Genomic DNA, 26,702 nt, shown 5'->3' on the forward strand with positions numbered 1-26,702 from the left:
GTAATTTTTATTTCTGCCGGAGCGATAGAGTACCGCTCCGACCCGTCCCTTTATAAAACATTAAAACGCCACTGATGTACTGTATCAACCGTAAGACGCAACCGGCGGACATGAACAGATAAGATTTCTGTCACCACCCACGTTATCGACGCGGCTGACTGGCGGCCAATATTTCGCCGTCGTGTCAAAATCGCCGTTCAATGCGCTTCCCGGAAATACTGCTTCCTCACGGGTGTAAGGATGTGTCCATTCCGTTGCCAGCGTGTCGCCTGCCGTGTGCGGTGCATTGGCAAGCGGATTGTCATCCGCAGGCCAGACACCATCGGCAACCTTCTTTGCTTCGCCTGCAATGGCAATCATCGCATCGCAAAGGCGGTCGATTTCCGCTTTAGGCTCAGACTCAGTTGGCTCAATCATCAGCGTTCCAGCAACCGGCCACGACATGGTCGGCGCATGGAAGCCATAGTCGATGAGGCGTTTGGCTACGTCTTCTACGGTAATGCCTGCACTATCCTTGAGAACACGTGTATCCACGATGCACTCATGCGCCACACGATCATGTGCACCGGTGTAAAGGATCGGATAAGCGTCCTTCAAACGATGCGCGATGTAGTTGGCGTTGAGGATTGCAGCCTCGGTTGCCTTCTTGAGACCCGCGCCGCCCATCATGCGGATATACATCCACGTAATGACCAGAATGGATGCACTGCCAAACGGTGCTGCGGAAACAGCGTGCTTGGAACCAAGATCAACATGACCTGGCAGGTAAGGCACCAGATGCTTGGCCACGCCAATCGGACCAACACCCGGACCACCGCCGCCATGCGGAATGCAGAAGGTCTTGTGCAGATTCATATGGCAAACGTCAGCACCAATATCGCAGGGACGCGCAAGACCAACGAGTGCGTTGAGGTTTGCACCGTCAAAATAGACCTGACCGCCATTGTCATGGACGATCTCGCAGAAAGCCTTGATGCCCTCTTCGAACACACCATAGGTCGACGGATAGGTAATCATAAACGCCGCAAGATTGTCGCGATGCTTTTCAGCCTTGGCTTTCAGATCATCAATGTCGATATCGCCATCCGGAAGGCAATTAACGACAACAACGCTCATGCCGGCCATCGATGCGCTGGCAGGATTGGTGCCATGTGCAGAGGATGGGATCAGGCATATATTGCGATGACCTTCGCCGCGTGACTGGTGATAGTGACGGATCGCGAGAAGCCCCGCATATTCGCCCTGACTACCCGCATTGGGCTGCAGCGATACGCCTGCAAAACCGGTGACTTCGCAAAGCCACGCTTCGACATCCGAGGTCATCTTGGCATAACCGGTCGTTTGTGCCGCAGGTGCGAATGGATGCAGATTGGCAACCGTGTTCCAGCTCACAGGCATCATTTCTGCTGCCGCATTGAGCTTCATCGTGCAGGAGCCAAGCGGGATCATCGCACGATCAAGCGCCAGATCCTTGTCCGCCAGACGACGCAGGAAGCGCATCATCTCGGTTTCCGAACGGTGCGAATGGAACACGTCCTGTGTCAGGAAGCCTTCGCCGCGGCCTTTGCCGGGAACCAGCAGATCGTCGTTACCGACTGGCTTTGCGCCAAACAGAACTGCGAGTGCTGCAAGATCGTCTTCCGTCGAGGTTTCGTCAAAGGTGACGCCAACCGTATCCGCATCAATGATGCGGATGAGACGACCGCCCTTGTCTGCTTCGTCAGCAATGGCCTGCGCCTTGCCGGAAACCTTAACGCTTACGGTGTCGAACAGGCTATCGCCCGCGATTTCGACGCCAGCAGCCTTGAGGCCCGTTGCGAAGCGAGACGCAAGACCGGCAACACGCGTTGCAATAGCCTGAAGACCCGAAGGACCATGCCAGATGGCAAAAGATGCAGCCATATTGGCGAGGAGTGCCTGCGCGGTGCAGATGTTGGAAGTCGCTTTGTCGCGGCGGATATGCTGCTCACGCGTCTGAAGAGCCAGACGGTAGGCCGCACGGCCATGCGCATCGACCGACTGACCAACGATACGGCCCGGAATGATACGCGTCAGCGGTTCAGATACTGCGAGATATGCAGCATGTGGACCACCAAAGCCCATTGGAACACCATAGCGCTGCATAGAGCCTACAGCCATATCAGCGCCCCACTTGGCAGGCGCCTCCAGAATAGTCAGCGCCAGCGGATCGGCAACAGCGATGACCAAAGCGCCCTTCGCCTTTGCATCGGCGATGACAGCGGTGAAGTCGCCATAAACGCCGCGCGTATCCGGCCATGGCACGATGACGGCAGCGGTGTTGTCGTCAACAGTACTTCCGGCTTCAACCTGCCAGCCAAGCGGCTCTGCACGGGTGTTGATCACATCCACGCTCTGCGGATGCAGATCGCCTGCAAGCAGAATGCGCGAGCGCTTGTCGCGGTGATGACGAACAGCAACGCCCACGGCTTCAGCAACAGCAGTTGCTTCATCCAGTAGCGATGCACAGGCAACCGGCAGGCCTGTCAGCTCTGCAACAAGTGTCTGGAAGTGAAATAGCAGTTCAAGGCGGCCCTGACTGATTTCCGACTGGTAAGGCGTATAAGCGGTGTACCAGGCTGGGTTTTCGAACAGGTTGCGCTGAATGACGGGTGGCGTCTGCACACCATGATAGCCCGCACCGATGAAGCTCTTCTTCACCACATTGCGGCCCATGATTTCATTGAGCTCGGCAAGGGCTGCGTGTTCGCTCAAAGCCGCTGGCAGATCAAGTGCGCGGTTCAAGCGGATGGATGCGGGAACAGCTTGCGTGATCAGTGTTTCCATGGAAGGAAGACCGAGCGCTGCAAGCATTGCGCGCTCATCTTCCACGCGTGGCCCGATATGACGGGCAACAAAGGGGAGAACCTGTTGCGTCATCTTTTTATCCTACGAGTTTGTCATAACCGGCCTTGTCGAGAAGCCCCGAAAGCTGGCCTTCATCGGAAAGCTTAAGTTTGAACAGCCAGCCATCGCCCTCTGCAGCTTGGTTAACGATTGCCGGATCGCTCGAAACGGCTTCGTTAACTTCAACGACTTCGCCATCGACCGGAGCATAAACGTCCGAAGCGGCCTTGACCGATTCAACAACGACGATGCCTTCGCCCTTGGAAACGGTACGACCGACTTCCGGCAGATCTACGAATACGAGGTCGCCCAGCTGTTCCTGTGCGTGGGTCGTAATGCCGACAGTGGCAACGCCACCTTCGACGCTGATCCACTCATGATCTTCGGTGAACAGGATATTGGCCATGGAAATCATCCTTTGCGATAGCGATGCGGTGTGAAGGGAAGTGCATGAACATCAACGGGAACCTTGTTACCGCGGACGTCTGCGAAAATGCGGGTGCCGGGGACTGCGAGGCTTGCCTCGACGTAACCCATGGCAACGGGGAAACCTGCGGAGGGGCCGAAGCCACCCGATGTAACAGTACCGATCTGAAAACCGGTTTCGTCGAAAAGTTCTGCGCCGCCACGCACTGGCTGGCGGCCTTCCGGCTTAAGGCCGACGCGCTTGGCGGTTGCACCTTTATCAATTGCATCCAGAACGGCTTTGGCTCCATTGAAGGCAGCCTTTTCACGCACTGGCTTGGAAATTGCCCATGTGAGGCCAGCCGAAACCGGATCGGTTTCCGGCGTAATATCCTGACCGTGCAGGCAAAGACCCGCTTCAAGCCGCAGGCTATCGCGCGCGGCAAGACCGATCCATTCAACGCGTTCGTCGGCCAAAAGCTTGGTTGCAAGCGCGCGTGCCTCATCGGCAGGCAAGCCAATTTCAAAACCATCTTCGCCGGTATAGCCCGAACGGGTCATAAACCAGTTGGGATTAGGCTCAAAGCCGCTCATAAAGCTGAGTTCTGCACCTTTAAGACCAGCATCGGTAATGACGCTTTCGGCTTCCGGACCCTGAATAGCCAGGAAAACGCGATCCAGCGGATTGACCGTTACGTCCTTGCCAGATGCTGCTTCATTGAGATGCTCAATATCGGCTCTAGCGTTGCCCGCATTGGCAACGACCATGAAACGGTCTTCGCCAAGGCGCGTGACGATAAGATCATCAAGAACGCCGCCGTTATCATTGAGAAAGAATGTGTACTTAGACTGGCCGGTTTTCAGAACGGATGGATCAAGCGGACAGGTTTCGCTCAAAAGAGCGATTGCATCTGCGCCCGAAACTTCAATCAGCTTCATATGAGAAATATCGAAAAGGCCGACATGCTCACGCGTGTGAAGATGTTCCTTCATAACGCCAAGCGGATAATTAATCGGCATGTTCCAGCCAGCAAAACCGCCAAAGCGTGCGCCAGCCTGTTCATGTAAATCCTGCAAAGGCAGGGTATTCAAATGTGCGGTATCGCCCATAACAACTCCAGAGTCGCACGTATGCCCCCGCGAAATGCGGTTGCTTCGTGCCCCTCTGTCTCAAGCCTGAGAGACTCGCATAGCTATCAAGCTATACTTACACCTTCGGCGCGGAGTTTCCCCCGACTTTCCAGAGTTGCCTTACCCATCTGCGGTTCATGGTACCTGAGAGATTTCGGGCGATTTCCCCTTCGGTGGCCAGCTTGCGCCAGCTCTCTCCCGCAGACAAACAGTGATAAAACATACTTACAAGAAGCAAAGTTCCATCACACGACATAACTCACTTAACTGAATCCGTTTCGGGAGTCATGTATAATTATTGTCACGAGACGACAATTCCAGGGGTTTTTGCGACAAAAATCGATCTTCCCTGAAAGCGCAAAAGAACCCTCTAACAAAGCCCCTTACATTAGTGAATATGGCTAGAAATTTACAATCCATTAAGGATTGAGGCCATAAAGGGCGCTCAAATTGGTGATTTGGGCAGTCGGCATGATGATTGTGATTATAAAATGACCAAGTTGCGCAAAAGCCATGCAATCGACAGGCTATATTGCACAGCAGCTATGCAAATCTGTCTCTCCACTTCCAAAAACATAGGGCCTATATGCTGGTGGCAACAAAGAGATTTGATTTTCACTAGGTGAGAGAAATGAACCTGATCCGCTCGTACAACAACTGGCGCCGTTACCGTAACACTGTCAACGAACTGAGCCGCCTGAGCCCACGCGAACTCAACGACCTCGGCATTATGCCTTCGGAAATTCCATTCGTTGCACGTAAGGCAGCTGCTCGCTAAGAACGCGCCATCTGAAGGCTAATGCCTTTGATTTGAACCGCGACGCTTTATTAACGCGTTTCTACAGTTTCTAAGGTTTTCACCGGGGTGTTCCCTCCTCCCATTTTCCTCGGTGACATAAAGACCGGACCTCCTCCTCCCATTCCGGTCTTACCCTAAATGACACCTGCCGCTCCTCCCGCGGCGGGTGTTATTTTTTTGTGCACTACTCTGCGGCCAGCGCTGCTTTTGGGCGCGTTATGCGATCCGTCAGCAATGAGACGGCAAACACCGCCAGCCCCGCAACCGCCAGGAAAGCACCAACTGTTCCGGTTGCAGTCCAGCCATATCCCCATGCGATAGCTAATCCGCCAAGCCACGCGCCTAACGCGTTGGCAAGATTGAGTGCCGAGTGATTGAGTGCTGCCGCAAGCGTTTGCGCATCAGCGGCCACATCCATGAGGCGTGTCTGCAATGCAGGCACTAGAGCAAAACCACCACCGACGAGCAGAACACTCAGAAATGCCGTTGCCGGATGCTGCATCAAAAATGGGAATGCCAGCATCACGGCGAGGTCATACAGAAGAACGCCGCCAACCGTACCCATAACGGAGCGATCCGTCAGGTTAGATCCAACGATGTTGCCCAAGACCATGCCAAGCCCGAACATGGCAAAGACAATCGGCATCCACTTCATATCGACATGCGAAACTTCTGTGATCGTTGCCGCAACATAAGAAAAGACCGAAAACAGCCCGCCCGTTCCCACAGCGCCAATCGCAAGGGTCAGCAAAACTTGTTTGCGACGCAGCGCACCCAGTTCGCGCAGCGGCGAAGCGCCCTCTTCTGCGGGTTGTTTTGGGACAAAAACACTAATCAACACCATCGTCAGAATGGCAATGAAACCAACCGCCGCAAACATTGCGCGCCAACCGGCAATTTGCCCCAGCCATGTTGCCAAAGGCGTCCCAACCAGTGTTGCGACAGTTAGGCCAGTCATAACACGCCCAACGGCTTGAGCACGCTTTCCCTGCTCGGCCATTGATGCGGCCACGAGCGACGCAACGCCAAAATATGCGCCATGCGGAAAGCCTGCAACAAAGCGCATCAGGATCAGGCCATCATAGTTTTGCATAAATGCACTGGCGAGATTGCCAAATGCAAACAGCGCCATAAACAAAAATACCAGTTTGCGACGATCAAGCCGTGCACCAAACACGGCCAGAACGGGCGCGCCAATCAGCACGCCCAGTGCATAAGAACTGATCAAATGACCTGCACTTGGAATTGTCACATGCAGATCGCGTGCGATATCGGGCAAAAGCGCCATGATTGCGAATTCTCCGGTGCCAATACCGAAGCCGCCAAGAGCAAGTGCCAGCTCTGCCAGTCGCACAGACGAGCGCGGCAAAGTTTCCGGCGACAAAGCCGAAGTCTGATTATTTGACATGAATAAGCCTAAAGGGAATGGAGGATGTCGGAAAACCCTACCATCCCTCTCAAGCGAAGGCGATATGCTTTATTGTGATCAATTCACAATGATGGAAAGCTATTTCGCAGCGACAACCTCTATCTCAACCTTAAACTCTTCCCGTGTGAAACCGGAAACGATCATGAGTGTCGACGCTGGTGCAGGCTGCGGAAACAGGCGATCACGCACATCCATGTAAGGACGCATATGTGCACGATCCGTGACATAGGCATTGATGCGCACAACATTAGACAGTTCCATGCCACCATCACGCAGGATGCGGCGAATATTCTCAAAGCATAGCTCGGCCTGCGCGCCTGCATCTTCAGGTACAGAGCCATCTGGCCCAATACCCAATTGACCTGAACAGAAAACCAATTCAGCGCCAGCGGCTACCTTCACGCCATGACTATAAGCAGCAAAGGGAGCTGCCATATCGGCAGGGAGCAGATGTTTTAAAACAGTCATTCTATATCCTCAGGCTTTCGGCGCGGCTGCGAGCAATTCTTTGAAACGCGCGGCACCCGCTGCAATATCGTCTTCATTCGGACTAATACCAGCCGCGAGCAACCGGCGCGCGATCATGTGATCTGTCGGGCGATTGATGGAATCAACCGCCACCAATTTGTCACCTGCAAAGTGAAATACAGAAAAGGCATTGTCTTCGAGACTGCCCGACAGGATATGGCGGTCGGCGTCAAATGAAAGACCAGCCGTTTGCAACTTCATGTCGCCCTGATCCGACCAGAACCATGCAATATCGCGGAAGGGCGTACCGCGACCAACAATCGCGCGCGCAACATGCTTGGCCTGATCGGTCGCATTCTGCACCGATTCCAACCGTACGCGACGACCTGCATGGAAATGATCATAGCTCACGCAGTCGCCAATCGCATAAACATGCGCGCTCGATGCACGCATATGCTCGTCAACCACAATCCCATTATCGACAACGAGTCCGGCTTCGGCCGCAAGCTCGATATTCGGAACGGCGCCTGTACCAAGCACAACCATATCAGCAGAGTAAACAGTTCCGTTGGCCGCCTTTACGCCGGTGACGTGACCCTTTTCACCAAGAATTGCTTCAACGCCAACGCCTGTGAGAAGCGTAATATCCGCCGCACGGCTACGTGTTTCGACATAGGCAGAAATATGTGTGGCAACAGAACGACCCAAGACACGCGGAGCAGCCTCAATCAGAACGGTCTTCTTGCCAAGCGCAACTGCGCTATGGGCCATTTCAAGACCGATAAAGCCGCCACCGATAATCACCACGTTCTCAACACGTGGCATCATATCGGCAATGCGGCGCGCATCACCCAAACGGCGCAACGTGACAACGCCATCAAGCTCAACACCCGGCATATCGGGGATTCGCGCACGAGCACCGGTCGCAAAAACCAGCTCCGACCAGTTCAACACCTTGCCGTCATCAAGTGTGACTGTCTTGTCCGTCAGAGACACATGCTCAACGCTGTGCCCAAACAGCATCTCAATATTATTCTCGCGATAGGTACTTTCCGGGCGCAGAACGAGAATGCCTGCTTCTGGGGCTTTCAGATAAGATTTTGAGAGCGGCGGCTTATGATAGGGAATATCCGTCTCATCATTAATAAGAACGATTTCGCCAGCATAACCTTCCTGTCTCAGACTGATCGCAGCCTGTGACCCGGCATGCCCCGCGCCAATAATAATACATCTGTTGTCCATAGGACCTCCGGAAATTTCCGCGCATCATAAACATGAGGCAGGCTGTCGCGTGGCGAATTCGTCACGGATTCACACCTTATTTACATGCATCCGCATTTTTTTAAACATTTAGTTTGACCGATCGGTCAGATTGTTTAGTAAAAAGCTTTACCGCCTCCCAAGAATGCAGGAGCCACCACATTGAAAAGATATTGGTCTGATTACACGAGCGAAGCGTTTTCACGCCTCGAGCGCGAGAAGATTGTGGCGGTTCTGCCTGTTGGCGCAATTGAACAGCACGGACCGCACCTCCCTCTGGCAGTTGATGCCGCAATCGTGGAGGGCATGGTCAAAGAAACCATCGCTCGTCTGCCTGATGAAAGCCATGCGCTTTTTCTACCAACGCAAGCCATCGGCAAAAGCAATGAACATAGCCTCTATCCCGGCACACTGACATTCTCCGCAGAAACGCTCATTCGCATGTGGTGCGAAATCGGAGCCTGCGTTGCAGCAAGTGGCGTGCGCAAAATGGCGCTGTTAAACAGCCATGGCGGCCAGATCACGATCATGGATACCGTAGCTCGCGAATTGCGCATTAAGCACAATATGATGGTGTTCAGCGTCAACTGGTTCGGCCTCGGTATGCCGGACGGCGTTTATAGCGAGCATGAGCTTAAGCACGGCATTCACGCTGGCGACATGGAAACCTCTGTCATGCTCGAGTTCCACCCCGATCTGGTGGACATGTCAAAAGCGCAGAACTTCAACACACTGACCGAAACATTGGCTTTGGACTACAAGCACCTTTCGCTGAGTGGTGGCGCAAAGCCCGCATGGCAGATTCAGGACATCAATGCACATGGTGCCGCAGGCGAAGCATCGCTTGCCAGTGCTGAAAAAGGCCGCAAGACCATCGATTTCGCCGCCGAACGGTTGGTTGAAGTGCTGGCTGAGATTGAGCGAGCGCCGCTCTCTTGGCTCGATAACCAACCTGCCTGGTAAGGACGATGAGCGTGGCCCCCAACTCGCAAACCTCACCTTCCCTGATCGATATCAAAAGCGTCTACAAGCAATATGGTACGGGCGTCATTGCGGTCAGCGATATGTCGCTCAAGATCGAACAAGGTCAGTTCGTAAGCTTCCTTGGCCCATCGGGTTGTGGCAAAAGTACAGCGCTGCGCATGATCGCAGGACTTGAATCCATCTCCGCTGGCGACATTCGCGTCAATGGCCATGCACCGGGCAAAGGCCCAATTGGTGCGCAGGACATCGGCTTTGTGTTTCAGGAGCCGACGCTGATGCCATGGGCCAGCGTGTTCGACAATGTTTATTTGCCGCTGCGCCTTTCCGGCATATCCCGCAAGGAAGCCTCACCGCGCGTCGAAGAAGTGCTGACGCAGGTTGGTCTGTCCCGCTTTGCCAACGCCTATCCCCGTGAACTCTCGGGTGGCATGAAAATGCGCGTTTCGATTGCCCGTGCACTGGTCACGCGTCCGCGCCTTTTGTTGATGGATGAGCCTTTTGCGGCGCTCGATGAAATGACGCGGTTCAAGCTCAACAATGATGTTTTGCGGCTGTGGCAGGAACACGGCCTCACTGTGGTCTTCGTCACGCACAGCGTTTATGAATCCGTCTATCTCTCAAACCGCGTCATCGTTATGGCCGCACGTCCGGGACGGGTCGTTGCCGATATCGCTATTGAAGGCAGCTATCCACGCGCTGAAAACTTTCGCACGACGGAAGCTTACGCAAAGGATTGCGCGACGGTTTCCGATGCGCTCACCGCGACGCTTTCATCCCAAGATATTGACCACTGAGGACAGGGATCATGCAAAAGGAACTACCCGTTCTCAATTCAGAACAACATCGCCTCGCCCGTCGTGAGCGCAATCTGCGCATCTTTATGCCGACCTTCGCGATCCTCATTGCACTTGGCATCTGGGAGGGGCTGGTGCGCTACTATAACGTGCCCCATTACCTGATCCCTGCCCCATCGCTTATTGGTGAGACACTGATAAAAGATGGACCATCGCTGATGACGTCGATGTGGTTCACAGTCAAACTCACGCTCATTTCCCTGCTCTGCGCGATTGTTGGGGGTGTTGTTCTCGGCATGATCTTCGCGCTGTCGCGGCCGATCGAGATGGCTTTCTTTCCATTTGCTGTCATTCTGCAGGTGACACCGGTCATTGCCATTGCACCTCTGATCCTGATCTACGTACGCGATACGTTTTCAGCCCTGCTGATCTGCGCATGGATCGTGGCCTTCTTCCCGATCCTGTCTAACACAGTTATCGGCCTGCGCAGCGCTGATCATAATCTGCGTGATCTTTTCAAGCTCTATCGCGCCACTCCTTGGCAGCGTCTGCGCTATCTGCTTGCTCCAAGCGCTCTGCCTTATTTTATGGCGGCGCTCAAGATCGCTGGCGGTCTTTCGCTTATCGGTGCTGTGGTGGCAGAATTCGTTGCTGGCAGTGCTGGCCAAAGCACCGGCCTGGCCTCACGTATTCTGGAATCGAGCTTTCGCAACGAAATTCCGCGCATGTTTGCTGCACTTTTCCTCGTTTCACTGCTTGGCATCGTGATTTTCCTGATCACAAGCTGGTTGTCACGTCTTGTGCTTGGACGCTGGCATGAAAGCGAGATCCGCCGTGAACGTTGATATGCTGAGAGGTATCGCCATTGCTGATCTTGATGGTCATTACGACATCAGCATCGATTGCGGGCGCATTGCATCGCTGACGCCCTCACAGTCTAAAAATGGTGGCTTTATCACACCGCTTTTCGCTGACGTGCATGTGCATCTCGACAAGACCTTCACCATTGGCCGCATTGCGGAGCGTGGCAGCGCCAAAGTTGATTGCCTGTTCGATGCTATTGACCTGATGAATATCGACCGTGAGAGCTGGAGTGCCGACGATATCCGCGCACGCGCCACCAAGGCTCTTGAAGCAGCTTATGCGCAGGGCGTTGGCGCCATGCGAACTCATGTCGATTGGACCACACCTGATGTGCCGATCGCTTGGCCGGTGTTGAACGAGCTGCGTCAGGAGTGGAAAGATCGCATCGACCTTGAGCTTGCTGCTCTTATCCATGGCGACATCGTGCTTGGCGCAGGCGCAGCAATTGCTGAACGTGTAGCAAACGATGGTGGCGTCCTTGGCGCTTTCTTCTATCGCAATGCTGATCTTGAAGCCAAAATTGAAGAGATGTTTCGTCTCACGGTGCAGCATGATCTCAAGCTCGACTTTCATGTCGATGAAGGGCTTGAATTAGAGGCCGATGGCTTTCCGCTGATTGTTGCCGCAACGAAGCGCCACAATATGGCGGGCCGTGTCCTTTGCGGTCACGCCTGTTCGCTTTCACTGCGCGAGCCTCAGGAACTAAGCCGCATTCTCTCCGCTGCTGCGGATGCTGGAACAGCGCTTGTGTCGCTTCCAACATCCAATCTCTATCTGCAAGACAGGCTTGGCGGACAATCGCCGCGTCTTCGCGGTGTAGCTCCGCTCAACGAAGCGCGCCGGGCGGGCATGGACGCCATGCTCGGCTCCGACAATGTGCGCGACGCTTTCTATCCCTATGGCGATTACGATCCGCTTTCGGTTCTGCGCCTCGCAGCCCCGGTTTGCCACCTTGAGCCGGATGAATGGCTCGATAGCATCACCACCCTGCCCGCGCGCTTCATCGGAAGTGACCGCGTATTGGCGATGATCGAAGGCGGATCTGCGAATTTTATCTGGCATGACGCTACAGACATTAACGACCTCATCAGCCGTCCGCAGGCGCATCGCGTCGTCTGGCGCGATGGTAAACCAATTTAATCGGAGACACCCATGAATTCTGCCGCACCACAGCGCATCTATGACTGGGCCGCGTTTCGCGCCGAAATCGATGGTATCCGCATTTATGATGACCCAAAACAGGTCGAACTGCGGTCCCGAGATTATTTCTGGTACAGCCCGATCCTGACGGAAGACATCGGCCATTATTTGGGCGATCTCGTCGTCATCCCAAAAGATCAGGATGAAGTGCGCCGCGTGGCAGCCGCTGCCGCGAAGCTCCGCATTCCGATCACCGTTCGCGGTGGCGGCACCGGCAATTACGGTCAGTGCGTTCCGCTTGAAGGCGGCGTCATTCTTGATATGACCAAAATCGACCGCATCATCGCAATCGAACCGGGCAAGGTTCGCGTGGAAGGCGGCGCTCGTATTTCCCGCCTCGACGATGCGGTGCGCGAAACGGGTCAGGAACTACTGATGTATCCGTCCACACGTCGCATTGCCACCATCGGCGGCTTTTTCTCGGGCGGTTCGGGTGGCATCGGTTCTCTGCGCCACGGCATGTTGCGGGATGATGGTAATGTCTATTCGGTCAAGGTTCTGACCGTTGAGGCCGAGCCAAAAACCATCGAACTGACGGGCCGTGACATTCACAAAGTGCAACACGCCTACGGCACCAATGGCATTATTCTTGAACTCGAAATCGGTCTCACCAAAGCAACCGAGTGGGTGCATACCGCAGCCCTCTTCGACAGCTACGAGGCAACACTAAAATTCTGTCTCAAAGCACTCGAAGAAAACCTCGATTGCTACCTGCTGACGACGGTGGATCGCCGTTTTGCGCGTTTCTACACAAAATTTGGCGATCTTTTCCCATCTGATAAGGATGCGGTTTTCGCGATGATCGCACCACAAGAACTGGCGCGTTTCGAGCAGCTGGCCACAGAGTTCAGCGGCAAAGTTTCCTTCTCGATGACGCTTGACGAGTTGCACAAGGCCGGGCTTCAGCCTGCTTATGAATGTGGATGGAACCACACCACGCTTCAGGCGCTGAAGGCTGAACCGGGTTGGACTTATTTGCAGGTTGCCTATCCTCGCCCGTTCGACATTGATGTGGTTACACGCCAGATCGAACGCTATGGCGAAACGCAATATATGCATCACGAAATGGCGCGTCTGGAAGGCGAAGTACAGATTTTTGCACTGCCGCTCGTGCGCTTTGAAGGTCGCGATGAAATGTACCGCCTGATCGAAGAGCTGGAACAAGTTGATGGCTGCGACATATATGATCCGCACGCTTACACCATCGAAGATGGCGGCATGAAAGAAATCGACAGCGTACAGATCGAATTCAAAAAGCAGGCTGATCCATATGGCCTGCTTAACCCAGGCAAAACCCGCGGCTGGACAGCCGACATGGTAGCAAAAGACTAATCAAGGGGAACCAAAATGAAAAAAGCACTCTTTGCGGCAGTCGCCGCTTTCTCGCTCGGCCTTTCCGCCCAGATGGCCTATGCGCTTGATAAAGTAACACTCGGCACCAACTGGCTGGCTCAGGCCGGTCATGGCGGCTTCTATCAGGCTGTTGCCGATGGCACCTACGAAAAATACGGCCTCGACGTGAAAATCGAAATGGGTGGACCGCAGGTCAACAATCGCCCAATGCTGACTGCTGGACGCCTCGACTTTTTGCTGACCGGCAATCTGCTTCTGTCGTTCAACAATGTCGCCAATGGTGTGCCGACCACAGTTGTGGCTGCTTTCTATCAGAAAGACCCACAGGCACTAATGGCACATGAAGGCGAATACAAGGACTTCAAAGACCTTGCCAATGCAGAAACCATCCTAATTTCCAAGGATGGTCAGTTCTCGTTCTGGCCATGGCTGGTGAAAGATTTCGGCTTCAAGGACGAACAGCTCCGTCCTTATGGCTATAGCCTTGCGCAATTTCTGAGCGACAAGAAGACCGTACAGCAGGCCTATGCCACTGCCGAGCCGATCTATGCTGAAAAAGAAGGCGCGAAGGTCACGACCTTCCTGCTGGCCGATCAGGGCTTCAACACCTATGCCAATACCATCGAAACACGCCAGCAGCTCGTCGATGAAAATCCTGAGCTCGTACAGCGATTTGTAACGGCCTCCATCGAAGGCTGGAACAACTTCCTTTATGGCGACAACAGCAAAGCCTATGAGCTGATCCTCAAAGACAATGCGGATATGAGCAAAGAAACACTTGATGCGGAGCTCGCGCGTCTTAAGGAACTTAAGCTGATCGATAGCGGTGACACGCTCGAAAAGGGCATTGGCGCAATCGACATGAACCGCGTCAAGGAATTCTACGAATTGGCTCGTAAGTCGGGCATCGTCAGCGGCGACGAGCTGGACATGACCAAGGTTGCAACTGACGCTTTTGTTAACAAGGGTGCGGGTCTCGACATCAAGAAACAATTGGGCCAATAACCCTCCCGCAATTCTAATAACGGCTGGTACGAATGACCACAGACAACCAGAATGACGATAGTGAGCTGACCGGACGAGACAAGGTTCTTGGCCGCAGGCGTCGCATTCAGGGTGCCATTCGTACCGCAGCCATCGATGAATTTGCCGAAAAAGGACTAGCGGGCGCATCCACGCAAGGGATTGCGCAGCGCGCTGGACTAACCAAGCCTCAGCTGCATTATTATATTTCCAGCAAAGAAGAACTCTACGAGGATATTCTCATTTATATCCTTGATGAGTGGGAAGACATATTCCTCGGCGTCAGCAACGAGGAAGACCCGGCCACACTTATCCGGCAATATATTCGGGCCAAGCTTGAATTCAGTCAGAAAAACCCGAAAGCCTCACGGCTATTCACGACCGAGATTGCCAATGGAGCGCCTTTTCTCAGCCGCCACTGGAAGAAGCACGTTTCGGCAACTCATAATGCAGTGAAACTCATTCAGTCATGGGTTGATGATGGTCGTATCAAGCCGGTCGATCCATTGCTATTCCAGATGCACATATGGGCCGTCACCCAGCACTATGCAGACTTTGAAACACAGGTCCGCAGCATGATGTCGCTCAGTAAAGATGAACCGTTAGACCTCGACCGCATCGAGAAAGAAGTCTCTACACTGTTTCTGCGCGCGTGCGGACTAGAGTAACTGCCTGCAAAATCTGGCAGCTTTTTCAATTCAAGTAGAAAATGTAAGAATTCCTTTAGTGAACATCAGAATCAAGTTGCACTTGAAAACAATTGTGCGTTAAAGTTGATCATAAGATTAAGGGCTTTTAATTAGTTATTACTAATCAATAGCTTACAGATACAGCATCGACCATCCGCAGGCGGGGCGATGCATTAAGGAGCAGGTTCTTGGGGAGGAGCCTGCTCCTTTTCAATTGAGAGTATTCCAATCAAATTCGTGACCCGGCTATGTGGTTTAAGCGCGTTACTCCAAAGAAAAACCCCGGCGCATGCCGGGGTTCTGTTTTCTCGAAAGCGCTATGATTATTCAGCAAGCCATTCTTTAATCCGATCCGGATGATCGGCGATGTATTTATCAACGGCCTTCTCGTAAGAAGTTTCCTGCGCATTGAACATCGCAGTTTCAAGCTCATTGATAGGAATGCTCATTTTAGTCAGAAGCGCTGCAGCTTTCGGGTTATCTTCCTTGAAACCTTTGCGCGCAATCGCATCGACATGTTCTGCGCCGCCCAATGCACCTTCTGGATCGGCAATATAACGAAGCTTATATTTGCCGAACATCCAATGCGGGCTCCAAGAGGTTGCTACAAACCAACCATCTGAACGCGTCGCACGATCAACCGTTGTCAGCATTGCTGCTTCACTCGATACATTCAGCTTGTAGTCTAAGCCATATTTTTTGATTGCTTCTTCGGAAAGACGGGTCAGACCTGCACCCGGATCAATACCCTGAATTTCGCCCTTCAGTTTCTCACGAACTTCCGGCTTCTTCAGATCTTCAATCGAGCTAATTTCACTTTCCGGAATGTAGTCTGGTACAATCCAGCCAAGCTTGGCACCTTCGTAAAGCGGACCGAGGTTTTCGACCTTATCTTCAACGCGCTTGTAATAATCCGCGTGTGTTTCCGGCAGCCATGCCATCATCATCGCATCGACATCACCGCGGCTCACGCCCTGATACAGCGGCGCAACATCGGTCTGAACCAGCTCGACCTTCTGGCCGAGATTATCTTCGATCAGTTTTGCAGCGAGTTTTGTTACGAACTCCGCATCAGACCATGGAGCCCAGCCGATTTTTACCGTCTTGTTATCCTGCGCGAAGGCTGCTCCGGCGCACATGCTGCCTGCAACAACTGCCGCAAGACCGAATTTTGTCAGTTTGCCTAACATAACTTCTCCTTTGAATTGAAAGAGTTCCCGTTTTTTTATTTATGCTTGTTGATTGCGTAGTGAGGATGAGGACTGCTCGCCCTCATTCTTTTTCATGAAGGACAACCTTTTGAAAAAGCCCAGCACGCCGCCAGAATTTCCCTTGCCAAAGCTCTGCGTAATGCGGTCGAGAATAACGGCCAGAATGACCACAGCCAGACCACCTTCAAAGCCCTTGCCGACGTCCAGACGCTGAATGCCTGTCAGTACCGTGTTACCAAGACCACCGGCACCGATCATCGATGCAATAACCACCATGGAGAGCGACAGCATGATTGTCTGGTTCATACCCGCCATTATGGATGGCATGGCATTGGGGAGCTGTACTTTGAAAAGTAGCTGTCTTGATGTGCAACCAAATGCGAGGCCTGCCTCAACAAATTCTGCATGCACCTGACGAATACCAAGATTGGTCAAACGCACCACGGGCGGCATTGCGAAGATAACGGTTGCAATCGTACCCGGTACGGCACCAAGGCCAAAAAACATAGCTGCCGGAATGAGATAGACAAACGCTGGCATTGTCTGCATCAGATCAAGCACCGGACGAACAACCGATGCAACCGCATCGCTGCGCGCCATCGCGATGCCGAGTGGGATACCGATCACCACCGCGATAATTGTAGAAGCCAGCACCAGTGAGAGGCTTTCCATTGTGCCGCTCCACAGCCCCATATGAATAATGAGAGCAAGGGCCAGTACCGCAAAAATCGCGAATTTCCAGCCGACCCTCCAGAGAGCCAGCAGCGTGAGAATTGCCACGCCGCCATATGGTGGAATTGCGAGAAGAGCATTTTGAATACCATCGGTTACAAACCCGATAGTGGCTGCAATAATATCAAGTGCAGGCGTGAAATGATCGAGAATGTAGTTGACCACTACATCTGCTCCTCCACCGATACTAAAATTAAAATCCATGGTTTACCGTCCATTTCAGATCGAGTTACCTATGGCTGGACTTCTGTCCCTTGCGGGGCGTCCAAACGGGATTGACCCCGAAAGCCTGAGAGAAATAAGGCGCGCAGATCAGCCTGCGCGGCCAAGCGTTTCAAGCAATGCCGATTTACTGATAGCACCGAGGTAGCGATTATTCCGATCCGTTACTGGAACAGGCCAAGGACTTTCCGCCACACGCACCAGAAGCCCCGATAACGGAGCATCAGCTTGTATCGCAATCGCTCCATCCAACTGATCGTTCTCTATCTTGAAGTTTCCGCTCGCAAGCGCTTCCCGTGTGACAACGCCGCGATAAATACGGTCGGCATCCAGCAATACGCCATAAGGCTTGCCACTTGCATCGAGACGTTCGAGTGCGGAAGACAATTGTGCCTGATCGAAGGTGATCAGCTCATCTTCGCGCACGACATCAGCGGCCTTAAACACACGCGAAACATCAACATTGCGGAAGAATGACCGAACATAATCATTAGCAGGTGCTGAGACGATTTCGTTTGGCGTACCGACTTGGACCACTTTGCCGTGCTGCATGATGCAAATACGATCACCAATACGCATGGCTTCGTCGAGATCGTGGCTTACGAAAATGATTGTGCGGCTGTGTTCCGCCTGAAGGCGCTTCAATTCGTCCTGCATTTCCGTGCGGATCAACGGATCAAGCGCCGAAAATGCTTCGTCCATCAACAGAATGGTGGGTTCACTCGCCAGTGCTCTTGCAAGACCAACGCGTTGCTTCATCCCGCCGGAAAGCTGATCAGGCATCGAATGCGCATAGGGTTCAAGACCCACTGCTGCCAGCGCTTTCAGCGCTTTTTCGTGACGTTCAGCCTCGCCCAATCCGGCCACTTCAAGACCAAACGCGGCATTATCAATCACGTTCCTATTTGGAAGAAGGGCAAATGACTGGAACACCATGCTCATATCGCGGCGACGAAGATCGATAAGCTCGCGCTTCGACATTTTCACGATATCGCGACCATCAACTTCAATGGAACCGTCGGTCGGCTCAATAAGACGATTGAGAAGGCGTAACAACGTTGACTTACCTGAGCCAGAGAGACCCATGATCACGAATACTTCACCTTCTTTAATATCGAAGGTCGCGTTGTCTACACCGATTGTGGCGCCATGATCGCTGTGAATCTGGGCCTTTGATTTCCCTGCAAGCAATTCCTGCATCGCAAGCTTCGGATCGTCGCCGAAGACTTTAAACACGCTATTCAAGCTTATTTTTGTCTTAGCTGGCGACTTCATACTTTCATCCTTGTATAAAATACCATGCATTATGTTTAACCCCACTGCGCTTGTGGGTTTAATCTCCTTTTTATCATTTTTATTTCTTCATTCACGCGCGAATTGGACATGCGCAACTTGCGAGCAACGACATGCCCACATGGAATGATTATCGATTGGTGTGATCTATTTATATAGGCCATTTCCCGACATGTCCACCCACAGTCACGGATTCATCTTTGCACGGCCCGTCCCCTTGATAGTTTTTGATGGGCTGCGCGACGAAATATAAGGGTTGATCAACTTGTCCGGTTCTCGGATCTCATCGGTCAACCTGACTATAATAGTAATCCGCTGGAAGGGCCGCACAGGAGCGAGCTGCGACAAATATGCAATCGGCTGCGACATGAGACAATTTAGTATTCGCAGAATATAATTGAGCTTAATTACAGTGAAATTGTATGATTATACTTGTGCAATATATGGCATCATCTACCAGAAAAATGGGCGCGGCCCAACCGATCCGTGCCCAAATTTGCAAGATTATTTAACGCGTTTCAATCAGTCGTTAACCATATATCCGACAAAGCCCGTAATGCGCCAACGACCGCCATCGCGACGACAGAAATAGAGCGTCTGCCAGTTCAAAATATCCTGCGTTCCATCTGCTTTAGCGATAGTTCCGTCGAACTTTTTACGCGCAACTGCGACATCACCATTGATATCAATCACATTGAGTCGTGTTGCACGGTGTACGCCATCAGCAAGAGATTCGGCATAATCAGTTGCCGCACTCGCGGCTGCCTGCCGCAACCATTCATCGCGATAGGAAGCGAGTGTTGGGAAAGCAGCGTCCCATTTGTCGGGGTTTGCTTCACCATGCGCATGAATGCCGAGAAAACGCGCCTCATCAAAGTCATCAGCAACCAATGACCAGTTCTGTGTAACAAAGGCCTCAATATCGCGACGAACCAGCATGTCCCAAATCTGCTCGCGGTCTTTATCGCCGGCAAAAGGATTATCTATCATCATTTAAGCTTTCCGCGTGCAGCGACAGGCAAAATATCGATGATATCGTCGCCGGAAATCAGATGCACTTCGTCGAAAAGATTGGAAACAACACAGACATGATCGGGAATAACCCGCACCTTATCACCGACTTTCAAGCCAGCAATATCACCCTTAAGCGTGCCGTGCTCTTCGCTCAGACCCGTCACACGTGCGTCTGTCCTCTCAGCCAATTCGCCAAAATCATGCAGCCCTAGCGTATCGCTGGAAAGCGATTTTGAACCCGCATCGATTATCGCTCGGTCTGCTGTCGGATGACTGACAATTGTCGCGAGTACCGTCAAAGCACAATCGTTGAGCGTTGCCGCGCCTTTAGCCACCTGAAAACGATCAAAGTAAATATACGTACCGGGGCGGTATTCCGTAACAACACTCTCGTTGGGCGAAAGCCACATATCGGGCGTGCCGCCGCTTGAAATGGTTTCGCATTGAATTCCATTGGCAGCCAAAAGATCGCGCGCTTTACGCAACCAGTTTTCGGCCTGTTCTGCCTTGCCAGTCGCAGGATAGGTCATCAGGCCACCGAAGCGCAGACCTTTGCTCTGGCTGATCTGCCGAGCGAGTTCGAGTGCCTCTTCGGCTGTTTGCACACCACAGCGCCCCATGCCGGTGTCGCATTCCACCAAAACTTTAAGCGGTCGCCCTGCATTGGTGAAACGCTTTTCCAGTCCCTCAAGGGCCGTCGCGTTATCAACCGTTACAGATATTGTGATACGCTGATGCAGAGCATAAAGCCGATCAAGCTTCGCCTTACCCAGAATATTATAGGGCAAGAAAATATCGATGATGCCTGCGTCCGCCATGACTTCCGCTTCACCAAGCTTTTGACAGGTAATGCCAACAGCTCCGGCTTCGAGCTGGCGTCGCGCAAAATATGGGAGCTTATGTGTTTTAATATGCGGACGCAGCTTCACACCGATCGCATCGGCATGCGCCTGCGCCTTAACAATATTGGCCTGAACGCGATTTACATCAATCAGAATTGCAGGCGTATCAATCTCATGGATATTTTTAGGCCTCGTCATTCATCAGTCTCCCAGCGGCAAACGCGGATCATCAATCTTGAGTGTGTTTAAACTGTGCTTGATACGCCGTAAGCTCTCAAGCACTTGTGGCCCGTGAATTTCAGCAGTGGCGGTGGCGATCATGTCGAGAATTGCCATCAATGCAAACCGCGAAGATGTCGGCTTATAGAGATTTCCATCCTCATTAGACTGGAACGGAATAACCACATGTGTGGCTTTGGCAAGATCAGAATCCGGCGCGGTTATCGCAATCGTTTCTGCACCATATTGACGGGCAACCAGCACAGCCTCGACAACCGAACGGGCATAACCTGACACCGAGAATGCAATGACCGTCGTTTCGCGCGTTGCAACCGCTGCATACATGCGCTGCAATTGACCATCCACTTGCGCCAGAACCGGAATACCGAGCCTGAAAAGCCGGTTTTGCAATTCTGTAGCCATCATTGATGAAATGCCACCCGAACCAAGGCAAAGCACTGAGCCTGAATTTACAATCCGCTCAGCGATTGACATCACAACGGACATATCGAGCATATCACTTGCGCGATGAATAGCAGCGACGGCAGCGTCAGTCACAGCGGAGGCGATACGCGCCTCACGAATATCACGAGCTGGAATTTCTGCCGTCAGATATTGACCGCCAATCGCAAGTGCTTGCGCCAGAAAAAACTTGAAATCACGAACCCCATCGCAGCCCAGCCCGCGACAAAACCGGGTCACAGTCGGCTCACTCACCTCTGCACGCGACGCTATTTCCGAAATAGCGGCCTTGGATGCATAGGCGGGGTCAGACAACACCAAAGCAGCCAACCGGCGGTCGGATTTCGACCCGTCCTGTGCTGCGGCATGAAGCCGTGTAATGATGTCTGCGACCTTGCTCATGCAGTATTAAAGCGGCAAACCGCTTTCCTTATCAAAGAGATGAATATGTTCGGGCTTTGCCGTTACAGGGACTCGCTCTCCGGGTGCAAGGTGAATACGCTCGCGGAATACGGCACGCACAGCTTCGCCAGCAATTTTTCCATAAACATGAGTTTCTGGTCCGGTTGGTTCGACCACTTCGATAACAAGCGTTAACCCCTCGCCGTCTTTCGCAATGACGAAATTCTCAGGACGCACACCCAATTCAGCCTTCCGGCCAGACACAGATTTTCCCGGAACGGCAATCTCTTCGCCTTCTGTGGTACGGAACCTGCCACCTTCCAGCAATTCACCGGGAATGAAGCTCATCGACGGCGAGCCTATGAACCCAGCGACAAACTTGTTTGCCGGACGATCATAAAGATCGAGCGGCGCACCGATCTGCTGGATTTTGCCCTGATTCATAACGACAATACGGTCGGCCATCGTCATGGCTTCGATCTGGTCATGCGTCACGTAGATGACAGTCGATTTGAGACGATGGTGCAGCGCCTTGATTTCAGTACGCATCTGCACACGAAGCTGCGCATCAAGGTTCGACAATGGTTCATCGAAGAGAAACACCGATGGCTCGCGCACAATGGCGCGCCCCATGGCGACGCGCTGACGCTGCCCACCAGACAGTTGGCGCGGATAGCGATCAAGATAAGAATGCAGATTGAGAATGCCTGCGGCTTTATCAACTTTGGCAGCAGTTGCTGCTTTATCTTCACCGCGAATGCGTGGGCCAAAACCGATATTTTCGCGCGCCGTCATATGTGGAAAGAGCGCGTAGGACTGAAACACCATCGCGATATTACGCTTTTGCGGCGGGAGGTCATTGGCGCGTTCGCCACCGATCGTCAAATCACCACCGGAAATTGGCTCAAGCCCCGCAACCATGCGTAAAAGCGTAGACTTACCACAGCCAGACGGCCCAACCAGCACAAGAAACTCACCATCCTCGATGTCGAGATCAACCCGATCAAGAATGGTCATTTGCCCGAAAGATTTGGTAATGCCACGCAGGGAAACATTTTTCATCACTCAGTTCCCATTTAAAATATCATCGATAAAAGGACGACAGCCCGCCATAAGCCCTGCATCAACCGGTAATATCGTGCCGGTGATGCCAGACGCACGATCTGATGCAAGAAAAGCAATCGTCTCTGCCACCTCATTCACCTTGACAATGCGACCAAGCGGATAAAGACGTTTGAGCTTTTCAAACACGGTTGGATCTTTGGCGATGCGATGATCCCAAGCAGATGTATGAATAGAGCCGGGACAGACCACATTCGCGCGCAAACCATACTGGCCATATTCAACTGCGAGCGCCCGTGCAAAAGCATTGATTCCGGCTTTTGCCGCTGCATAAGCGGGATTACCAAAATGCGAGAGCGCATTGACCGACGAAACAAAAACAAATGTGCCAGAACCGCGTATAGCCATTTTTTGGGCGATGGCAGTAGAAACCGCGCTTACCCCTGTCAGATTGAGATCAATTTCCCGATTGATCATTGTCTGATCAAGTTCTTCAAAAGTCTCGGCCCGGGTCCAGCCAGCGTTGTTGATGACGATATCCGGCACACCCTCACGCGCCATGATGTCATCCGCGACGGCAGCCAATGAATCGCGATTGAGCAAATCGAAAACATAACGACTGGCTATTTGGGGAGCTTGCAACGCTTCCAAGCTTTGGTCACAGCCAATTACACGCGCGCCGCGCGTCGAAAACATCTCAACCAAAGCTGCGCCAAGGCCGCCACCAGCACCAGTGATTAACACGGATTTTCCGGCAAATTCGCCTGAATGATCCACTCTGTTCCCCTTTGTACAGCACTTTGCGTGCCTGATTATTTTGATTAGCCTAGAAGTGAAAATGTAAGTTTACAACAAAACATTTTACTTGAAAGCGCAAAATTTGCCGATAATGTAGGAAAATAACAAAAATTAGCACTTCCTGCATAGAGCAGAGGCAAAAAGGGGAACGGAAACATGACGATAGGAAAATGGAAGACTGGCCTTTTGGCTGGATTAAGCATTCTGGCACTCGGTTCGACGGCGCTTGCTGGCGAAGTGCGTATGACAGTCGCGGAGTACAGCTCCAAGACGGGTCCATATTTTGAAGAAGTGAAAAAGGCTTTTGAAGCTGAGAACCCCGGCATCACGCTGACTTTCGAAGTCGTGCCATGGGACGTGCTTCTCCAGAAGCTTACAACCGATATTTCAGCCGGAACCAATGCTGATCTTTCTATCATCGGAACGCGCTGGCTGATCGATTTCGTGCAGCAGGGCATTGCCGAGCCGATGGACGGCTATATGGACGATGCTTTCAAGGATCGTTTCATCGAAACCTTCCTGTCACCTTCGGTATTGGAAGGCAAAACATATGGCCTGCCCATCGCCGCATCTGCCCGCGCGATGTATTACAACAAAGATCTGCTTGAAAAAGCAGGTGTAGCTAATCCTCCAGCAAACTGGGATGAAGTCAAAGCCGCCGCAGAAAAAATTAAGGCGCTCGGCGGCGAAAACTATGGTTTCGGCTTGCAAGGCAAGGAAATCGAGACCGACGTATATTATTACTACGCCATGTGGTCACAAGGTGCTGAAATCCTCAACAAGGATGGCACATCGGGCCTGAGCTCGCCAGGTGCACTGGAAGCAGCCAAGCTTTACAAATCGATGATTGATGATGGCCTCACTCAGCCGGGCGTTACATCCTATGCACGCGAAGATGTGCAGAACCTGTTCAAGCAGGGCAAAGTTGGCATGATGATCACAGCGCCATTCTTGTCGAACCAGATCAAGGAAGAGGCGCCGAACCTGAAATATGGTGTTACCGCAATTCCCGCTGGTCCAACCGGCGCACGCGGCACCTATGGCGTGACCGACTCCGTCATTATGTTCCAGAATTCCAAGAACAAGGAAGAGGCCTGGAAAGTTCTCGACTTCCTGTTCCAGAAAGATTGGCGCGCCAAGTTTACGCAAGGCGAGGGCTTCCTTCCTGTAAACAAGGAAGAAGCCAAGATGGATTATTACGTCAATAATGCTGATCTTGCTGCTTTCACCGCCCTGCTTCCTGATGCACGTTTTGCACCGATCATTCCGGGCTGGGAAGAAATCGCCGATATCACATCCAACGCCATGCAAACCATCTATCTTGGCAAAGGTGAGCCAGACGCCGTACTCAAAGAAGCCGCAGGCAAGGCAGATGCGATCCTGAAGAAATAATTTCATCAACCCGGCATCAGACGGCTCAAGTCAGTCTTCATCAATCTGCTGCCGGGTTCCCTTTCTTGTTTGGATTTTTTGGCCGATGCACAATCGCACCCTGCCCTATTTTCTGATCCTGCCAAGCTTAATGCTTGCTGCGGTGGTGATCTTCTGGCCGGTTGTAAATCTCTTTGAGATCGCCACCCATGATGTTAACCGTTTCGGACAATTGCGCGAATTAAACGACGGTGCAAACTTTACCGCACTTTTCGCATCAAGCGAATTTCTCAATGCTTTATGGCGAACCGCTATCTGGACAGTTGCTGTCGTTGTCGGCGCGCTTGTCGTGTCGGTTCCGGTAGCAATCGTCCTCAATATGGATTTTTATGGCCGATCTGTTGCGCGTGTGATTGTCATGCTGCCATGGGCTGTATCGCTAACCATGACAGCCATCGTCTGGCGCTGGGCGTTAAACGGCGAAAGCGGAATGTTGAATTCCGCGCTGCGAAACTTAGGGTTAATCGACAGCAATATTCAATGGCTTGCCAGTGCAACGACTGCCTTTCCAATGCAAATATTGGTCGGCATTCTCGTGACTGTACCTTTTACAACCACAATCTTCCTTGGCGGTTTGTCCTCAATCCCCGACGATCTTTATGAAGCTTCATCACTTGAAGGTGCGAATATCTGGCAACAATTCCGCGAAATCACGCTGCCGCTGCTCAAACCATTCATCAATATCGCAATCGTCCTGAATACGATCTACGTATTTAATTCCTTCCCAATCATCTGGGTGATGACACAAGGTGGGCCAGCAAACTCAACCGACATCCTCGTAACGCATCTTTACAAGCTGGCGTTCAGGCTCGGAAAACTTGGTGAGGCATCAGCAGTGTCGCTGATCATGCTCGCGATCCTGCTTGTATTCACCGCGATTTATATTCGAATTTCAATGCGGAGCGAACGCGCATGACCGCATCAAAAACCAAACGCACAATCATCGCCTGGATCATCCTCGCACCGTTGATCGTGCTGACACTGTTTCCTTTCGCCGTCATGTTTTTGACAGCAGTGAAACCACCGCATGAGGTTCTCTCGCCGACATGGTGGCCAAGTGAATTCCGCTGGCAGAACTTTTCTGAAATGTGGGTGAGGACGGGTTTCGGCACGGCACTTCTCAACTCTTTCTATGTCTCGATAATCGCGTCAGTCGGTGCGATCATCGTGTCCATTCCTGCTGCTTATGCCATGTCGCGCTTTCATTTTGCAGGTCATGGCGCATTCCGCCAGTTCCTGCTTGTCTCGCAAATGATCTCGCCAATTGTATTGGTGTTGGGGCTTTTCCGCTTGCTTGCTGCTTACGGATTGATTGAAAGTGTGAAGGCGGTGGGCGCAATCTACATGGCCTTTAACATCGCTTTCACAGTGTGGATGTTGCAAAGCTATTTCGACACGATCCCGAAAGACCTTGAAGAAGCTTCATGGATGGAAGGCGCTGGCCGCTTCAAAACTCTGGTCAAAGTGTTCCTGCCACTCTGTCTTCCGGCAATCGCAGTGACGGGAATATTCACCTTCATCAATGCCTGGAACGAGTTCGTCGTCGCACTCACAATGCTGCGCAGTCAAGCAAGCTACACATTGCCTATTCAGGTCTTCTCACTGGTCGCAGGTCGATACACAGTTGAATGGCACTACGTCATGGCAGCAACGCTCGTAGCCACTCTGCCGGTCGCAATACTCTTCATATGGCTGCAACGCTACCTCATCAAAGGCTTGGCGCTCGGTGCTGTAAAATAAGCAAGGTTCA

25 protein-coding genes and 1 riboswitch are annotated in these 26,702 nt (G+C 52.4%); of the genes, 11 read left to right on the forward strand and 14 right to left on the reverse strand.

Annotated elements, in window-relative coordinates; all coding sequences use genetic code 11:
• Nucleotides 1–84: 84 nt before the first annotated feature.
• From gcvP to gcvT, 3 genes are read right to left on the reverse strand one after another with little or no spacing between them, the layout of a single operon-like run.
• On the reverse strand, nucleotides 85–2,898 hold the full coding sequence (gcvP, locus tag RI570_RS16260) for an aminomethyl-transferring glycine dehydrogenase (RefSeq protein WP_313829654.1): 2,814 nt from the start codon (nucleotides 2,896–2,898) through the stop codon (nucleotides 85–87).
• A 4-nt stretch (nucleotides 2,899–2,902) separates the two neighbouring features.
• Nucleotides 2,903–3,271 carry a glycine cleavage system protein GcvH gene (gene gcvH / locus RI570_RS16265; RefSeq protein WP_313829655.1) on the reverse strand — a complete coding sequence of 123 codons (369 nt, stop codon included), beginning with the start codon at nucleotides 3,269–3,271 and terminating at the stop codon, nucleotides 2,903–2,905.
• A 5-nt stretch (nucleotides 3,272–3,276) separates the two neighbouring features.
• On the reverse strand, nucleotides 3,277–4,380 hold the full coding sequence (gene gcvT / locus RI570_RS16270) for a glycine cleavage system aminomethyltransferase GcvT (protein WP_313829656.1): 1,104 nt from the start codon (nucleotides 4,378–4,380) through the stop codon (nucleotides 3,277–3,279).
• A 142-nt stretch (nucleotides 4,381–4,522) separates the two neighbouring features.
• Nucleotides 4,523–4,612: riboswitch (glycine riboswitch) on the reverse strand.
• Between the two features lie 420 nt (nucleotides 4,613–5,032).
• On the opposite strand from gcvT, the gene RI570_RS16275 reads away from it, so the two are divergent.
• On the forward strand, nucleotides 5,033–5,179 hold the full coding sequence (locus RI570_RS16275) for a DUF1127 domain-containing protein (protein ID WP_084486680.1): 147 nt from the start codon (nucleotides 5,033–5,035) through the stop codon (nucleotides 5,177–5,179).
• A 205-nt stretch (nucleotides 5,180–5,384) separates the two neighbouring features.
• Here the strand turns inward: RI570_RS16275 and RI570_RS16280 are convergent, their stop codons facing one another.
• The 3 genes from RI570_RS16280 to RI570_RS16290 form a co-directional block, all read right to left on the reverse strand.
• Nucleotides 5,385–6,608: an MFS transporter gene (locus RI570_RS16280; protein ID WP_313829658.1), complete on the reverse strand. Its 1,224-nt coding sequence runs from the start codon at nucleotides 6,606–6,608 to the stop codon at nucleotides 5,385–5,387.
• Nucleotides 6,609–6,707: 99 nt separating this feature from the next.
• Nucleotides 6,708–7,097, reverse strand: a complete 390-nt coding sequence (locus RI570_RS16285; RefSeq protein WP_313829659.1) for a RidA family protein — start codon at nucleotides 7,095–7,097, stop codon at nucleotides 6,708–6,710.
• Between the two features lie 9 nt (nucleotides 7,098–7,106).
• Complete coding sequence (locus tag RI570_RS16290) at nucleotides 7,107–8,339, reverse strand: FAD-dependent oxidoreductase (RefSeq protein WP_313829660.1); 1,233 nt, start codon at nucleotides 8,337–8,339, stop codon at nucleotides 7,107–7,109.
• Nucleotides 8,340–8,519: 180 nt separating this feature from the next.
• Between RI570_RS16290 and RI570_RS16295 the strand changes: the two genes are divergently transcribed.
• The 7 genes from RI570_RS16295 to RI570_RS16325 are packed head-to-tail and all read left to right on the forward strand — an operon-like array spanning nucleotide 8,520 to nucleotide 15,243.
• Nucleotides 8,520–9,320, forward strand: coding sequence for a creatininase family protein (locus tag RI570_RS16295; RefSeq protein WP_313829661.1), 801 nt, complete (start codon nucleotides 8,520–8,522; stop codon nucleotides 9,318–9,320).
• Nucleotides 9,321–9,325: 5 nt separating this feature from the next.
• A complete protein-coding gene (locus RI570_RS16300; RefSeq protein ID WP_313829662.1) occupies nucleotides 9,326–10,135 on the forward strand; it encodes an ABC transporter ATP-binding protein in 810 nt (269 codons plus the stop codon).
• Nucleotides 10,136–10,146: 11 nt separating this feature from the next.
• On the forward strand, nucleotides 10,147–10,980 hold the full coding sequence (locus RI570_RS16305) for an ABC transporter permease (RefSeq protein ID WP_313829663.1): 834 nt from the start codon (nucleotides 10,147–10,149) through the stop codon (nucleotides 10,978–10,980).
• On the forward strand, nucleotides 10,952–12,139 hold the full coding sequence (locus tag RI570_RS16310; protein ID WP_313829664.1) for an amidohydrolase family protein: 1,188 nt from the start codon (nucleotides 10,952–10,954) through the stop codon (nucleotides 12,137–12,139). Before RI570_RS16305 ends, RI570_RS16310 begins: the two co-directional genes overlap by 29 nt.
• 12 nt (nucleotides 12,140–12,151) lie before the next feature.
• Nucleotides 12,152–13,531 (forward strand): FAD-binding oxidoreductase, encoded by a 1,380-nt coding sequence (locus RI570_RS16315; RefSeq protein WP_313829665.1) that lies wholly within the window; start codon nucleotides 12,152–12,154, stop codon nucleotides 13,529–13,531.
• Between the two features lie 15 nt (nucleotides 13,532–13,546).
• Nucleotides 13,547–14,557 (forward strand): ABC transporter substrate-binding protein, encoded by a 1,011-nt coding sequence (locus RI570_RS16320; protein WP_313829666.1) that lies wholly within the window; start codon nucleotides 13,547–13,549, stop codon nucleotides 14,555–14,557.
• 32 nt (nucleotides 14,558–14,589) lie between these two features.
• Nucleotides 14,590–15,243, forward strand: coding sequence for a TetR family transcriptional regulator C-terminal domain-containing protein (locus tag RI570_RS16325; RefSeq protein ID WP_310011697.1), 654 nt, complete (start codon nucleotides 14,590–14,592; stop codon nucleotides 15,241–15,243).
• Between the two features lie 344 nt (nucleotides 15,244–15,587).
• On the opposite strand, the gene RI570_RS16330 is transcribed toward RI570_RS16325, so the two are convergent.
• The 8 genes from RI570_RS16330 to RI570_RS16365 all read right to left on the reverse strand — a co-directional run bounded on the left by RI570_RS16330 (nucleotide 15,588) and on the right by RI570_RS16365 (nucleotide 23,500).
• Complete coding sequence (locus tag RI570_RS16330) at nucleotides 15,588–16,454, reverse strand: glycine betaine ABC transporter substrate-binding protein (protein WP_313829668.1); 867 nt, start codon at nucleotides 16,452–16,454, stop codon at nucleotides 15,588–15,590.
• Between the two features lie 39 nt (nucleotides 16,455–16,493).
• Nucleotides 16,494–17,411, reverse strand: coding sequence for a proline/glycine betaine ABC transporter permease (locus RI570_RS16335; protein ID WP_313829669.1), 918 nt, complete (start codon nucleotides 17,409–17,411; stop codon nucleotides 16,494–16,496).
• Between the two features lie 108 nt (nucleotides 17,412–17,519).
• On the reverse strand, nucleotides 17,520–18,704 hold the full coding sequence (gene proV / locus RI570_RS16340; protein ID WP_313829670.1) for a glycine betaine/L-proline ABC transporter ATP-binding protein ProV: 1,185 nt from the start codon (nucleotides 18,702–18,704) through the stop codon (nucleotides 17,520–17,522).
• A gap of 540 nt (nucleotides 18,705–19,244) precedes the next feature.
• Nucleotides 19,245–19,715, reverse strand: a complete 471-nt coding sequence (locus tag RI570_RS16345) for a hypothetical protein (RefSeq protein ID WP_313829672.1) — start codon at nucleotides 19,713–19,715, stop codon at nucleotides 19,245–19,247.
• The gene (locus RI570_RS16350; RefSeq protein ID WP_313829673.1) at nucleotides 19,712–20,776 is read right to left on the reverse strand and encodes a D-TA family PLP-dependent enzyme; all 1,065 of its coding nucleotides are present in this window, start codon (nucleotides 20,774–20,776) and stop codon (nucleotides 19,712–19,714) included. The genes RI570_RS16345 and RI570_RS16350 overlap by 4 nt, the downstream gene beginning before the upstream one ends.
• A gap of 3 nt (nucleotides 20,777–20,779) precedes the next feature.
• Nucleotides 20,780–21,661: a MurR/RpiR family transcriptional regulator gene (locus RI570_RS16355; RefSeq protein ID WP_313829674.1), complete on the reverse strand. Its 882-nt coding sequence runs from the start codon at nucleotides 21,659–21,661 to the stop codon at nucleotides 20,780–20,782.
• 6 nt (nucleotides 21,662–21,667) lie between these two features.
• Nucleotides 21,668–22,723: a sn-glycerol-3-phosphate ABC transporter ATP-binding protein UgpC gene (locus tag RI570_RS16360; RefSeq protein ID WP_313829675.1), complete on the reverse strand. Its 1,056-nt coding sequence runs from the start codon at nucleotides 22,721–22,723 to the stop codon at nucleotides 21,668–21,670.
• Nucleotides 22,724–22,726: 3 nt separating this feature from the next.
• The gene (locus tag RI570_RS16365; protein WP_313829676.1) at nucleotides 22,727–23,500 is read right to left on the reverse strand and encodes an SDR family oxidoreductase; all 774 of its coding nucleotides are present in this window, start codon (nucleotides 23,498–23,500) and stop codon (nucleotides 22,727–22,729) included.
• A gap of 177 nt (nucleotides 23,501–23,677) precedes the next feature.
• Here RI570_RS16365 and RI570_RS16370 point away from each other — a divergent pair, with 177 nt between their 5' ends.
• The 3 genes from RI570_RS16370 to RI570_RS16380 all read left to right on the forward strand — a co-directional run bounded on the left by RI570_RS16370 (nucleotide 23,678) and on the right by RI570_RS16380 (nucleotide 26,692).
• Nucleotides 23,678–24,913, forward strand: coding sequence for a sugar ABC transporter substrate-binding protein (locus RI570_RS16370; protein ID WP_313829677.1), 1,236 nt, complete (start codon nucleotides 23,678–23,680; stop codon nucleotides 24,911–24,913).
• Between the two features lie 85 nt (nucleotides 24,914–24,998).
• Entirely contained in the window at nucleotides 24,999–25,868 is an 870-nt protein-coding gene (locus RI570_RS16375) for a sugar ABC transporter permease (RefSeq protein WP_313829678.1), read from the forward strand.
• Nucleotides 25,865–26,692 carry a carbohydrate ABC transporter permease gene (locus tag RI570_RS16380; protein WP_313829679.1) on the forward strand — a complete coding sequence of 276 codons (828 nt, stop codon included), beginning with the start codon at nucleotides 25,865–25,867 and terminating at the stop codon, nucleotides 26,690–26,692. Before RI570_RS16375 ends, RI570_RS16380 begins: the two co-directional genes overlap by 4 nt.
• The last annotated feature ends 10 nt before the right edge of the window (nucleotides 26,693–26,702 follow it).

This window comes from Brucella pseudogrignonensis, from assembly GCF_032190615.1.
In the GTDB taxonomy this organism is placed as follows: Bacteria; Pseudomonadota; Alphaproteobacteria; order Rhizobiales; family Rhizobiaceae; genus Brucella; species Brucella pseudogrignonensis_B.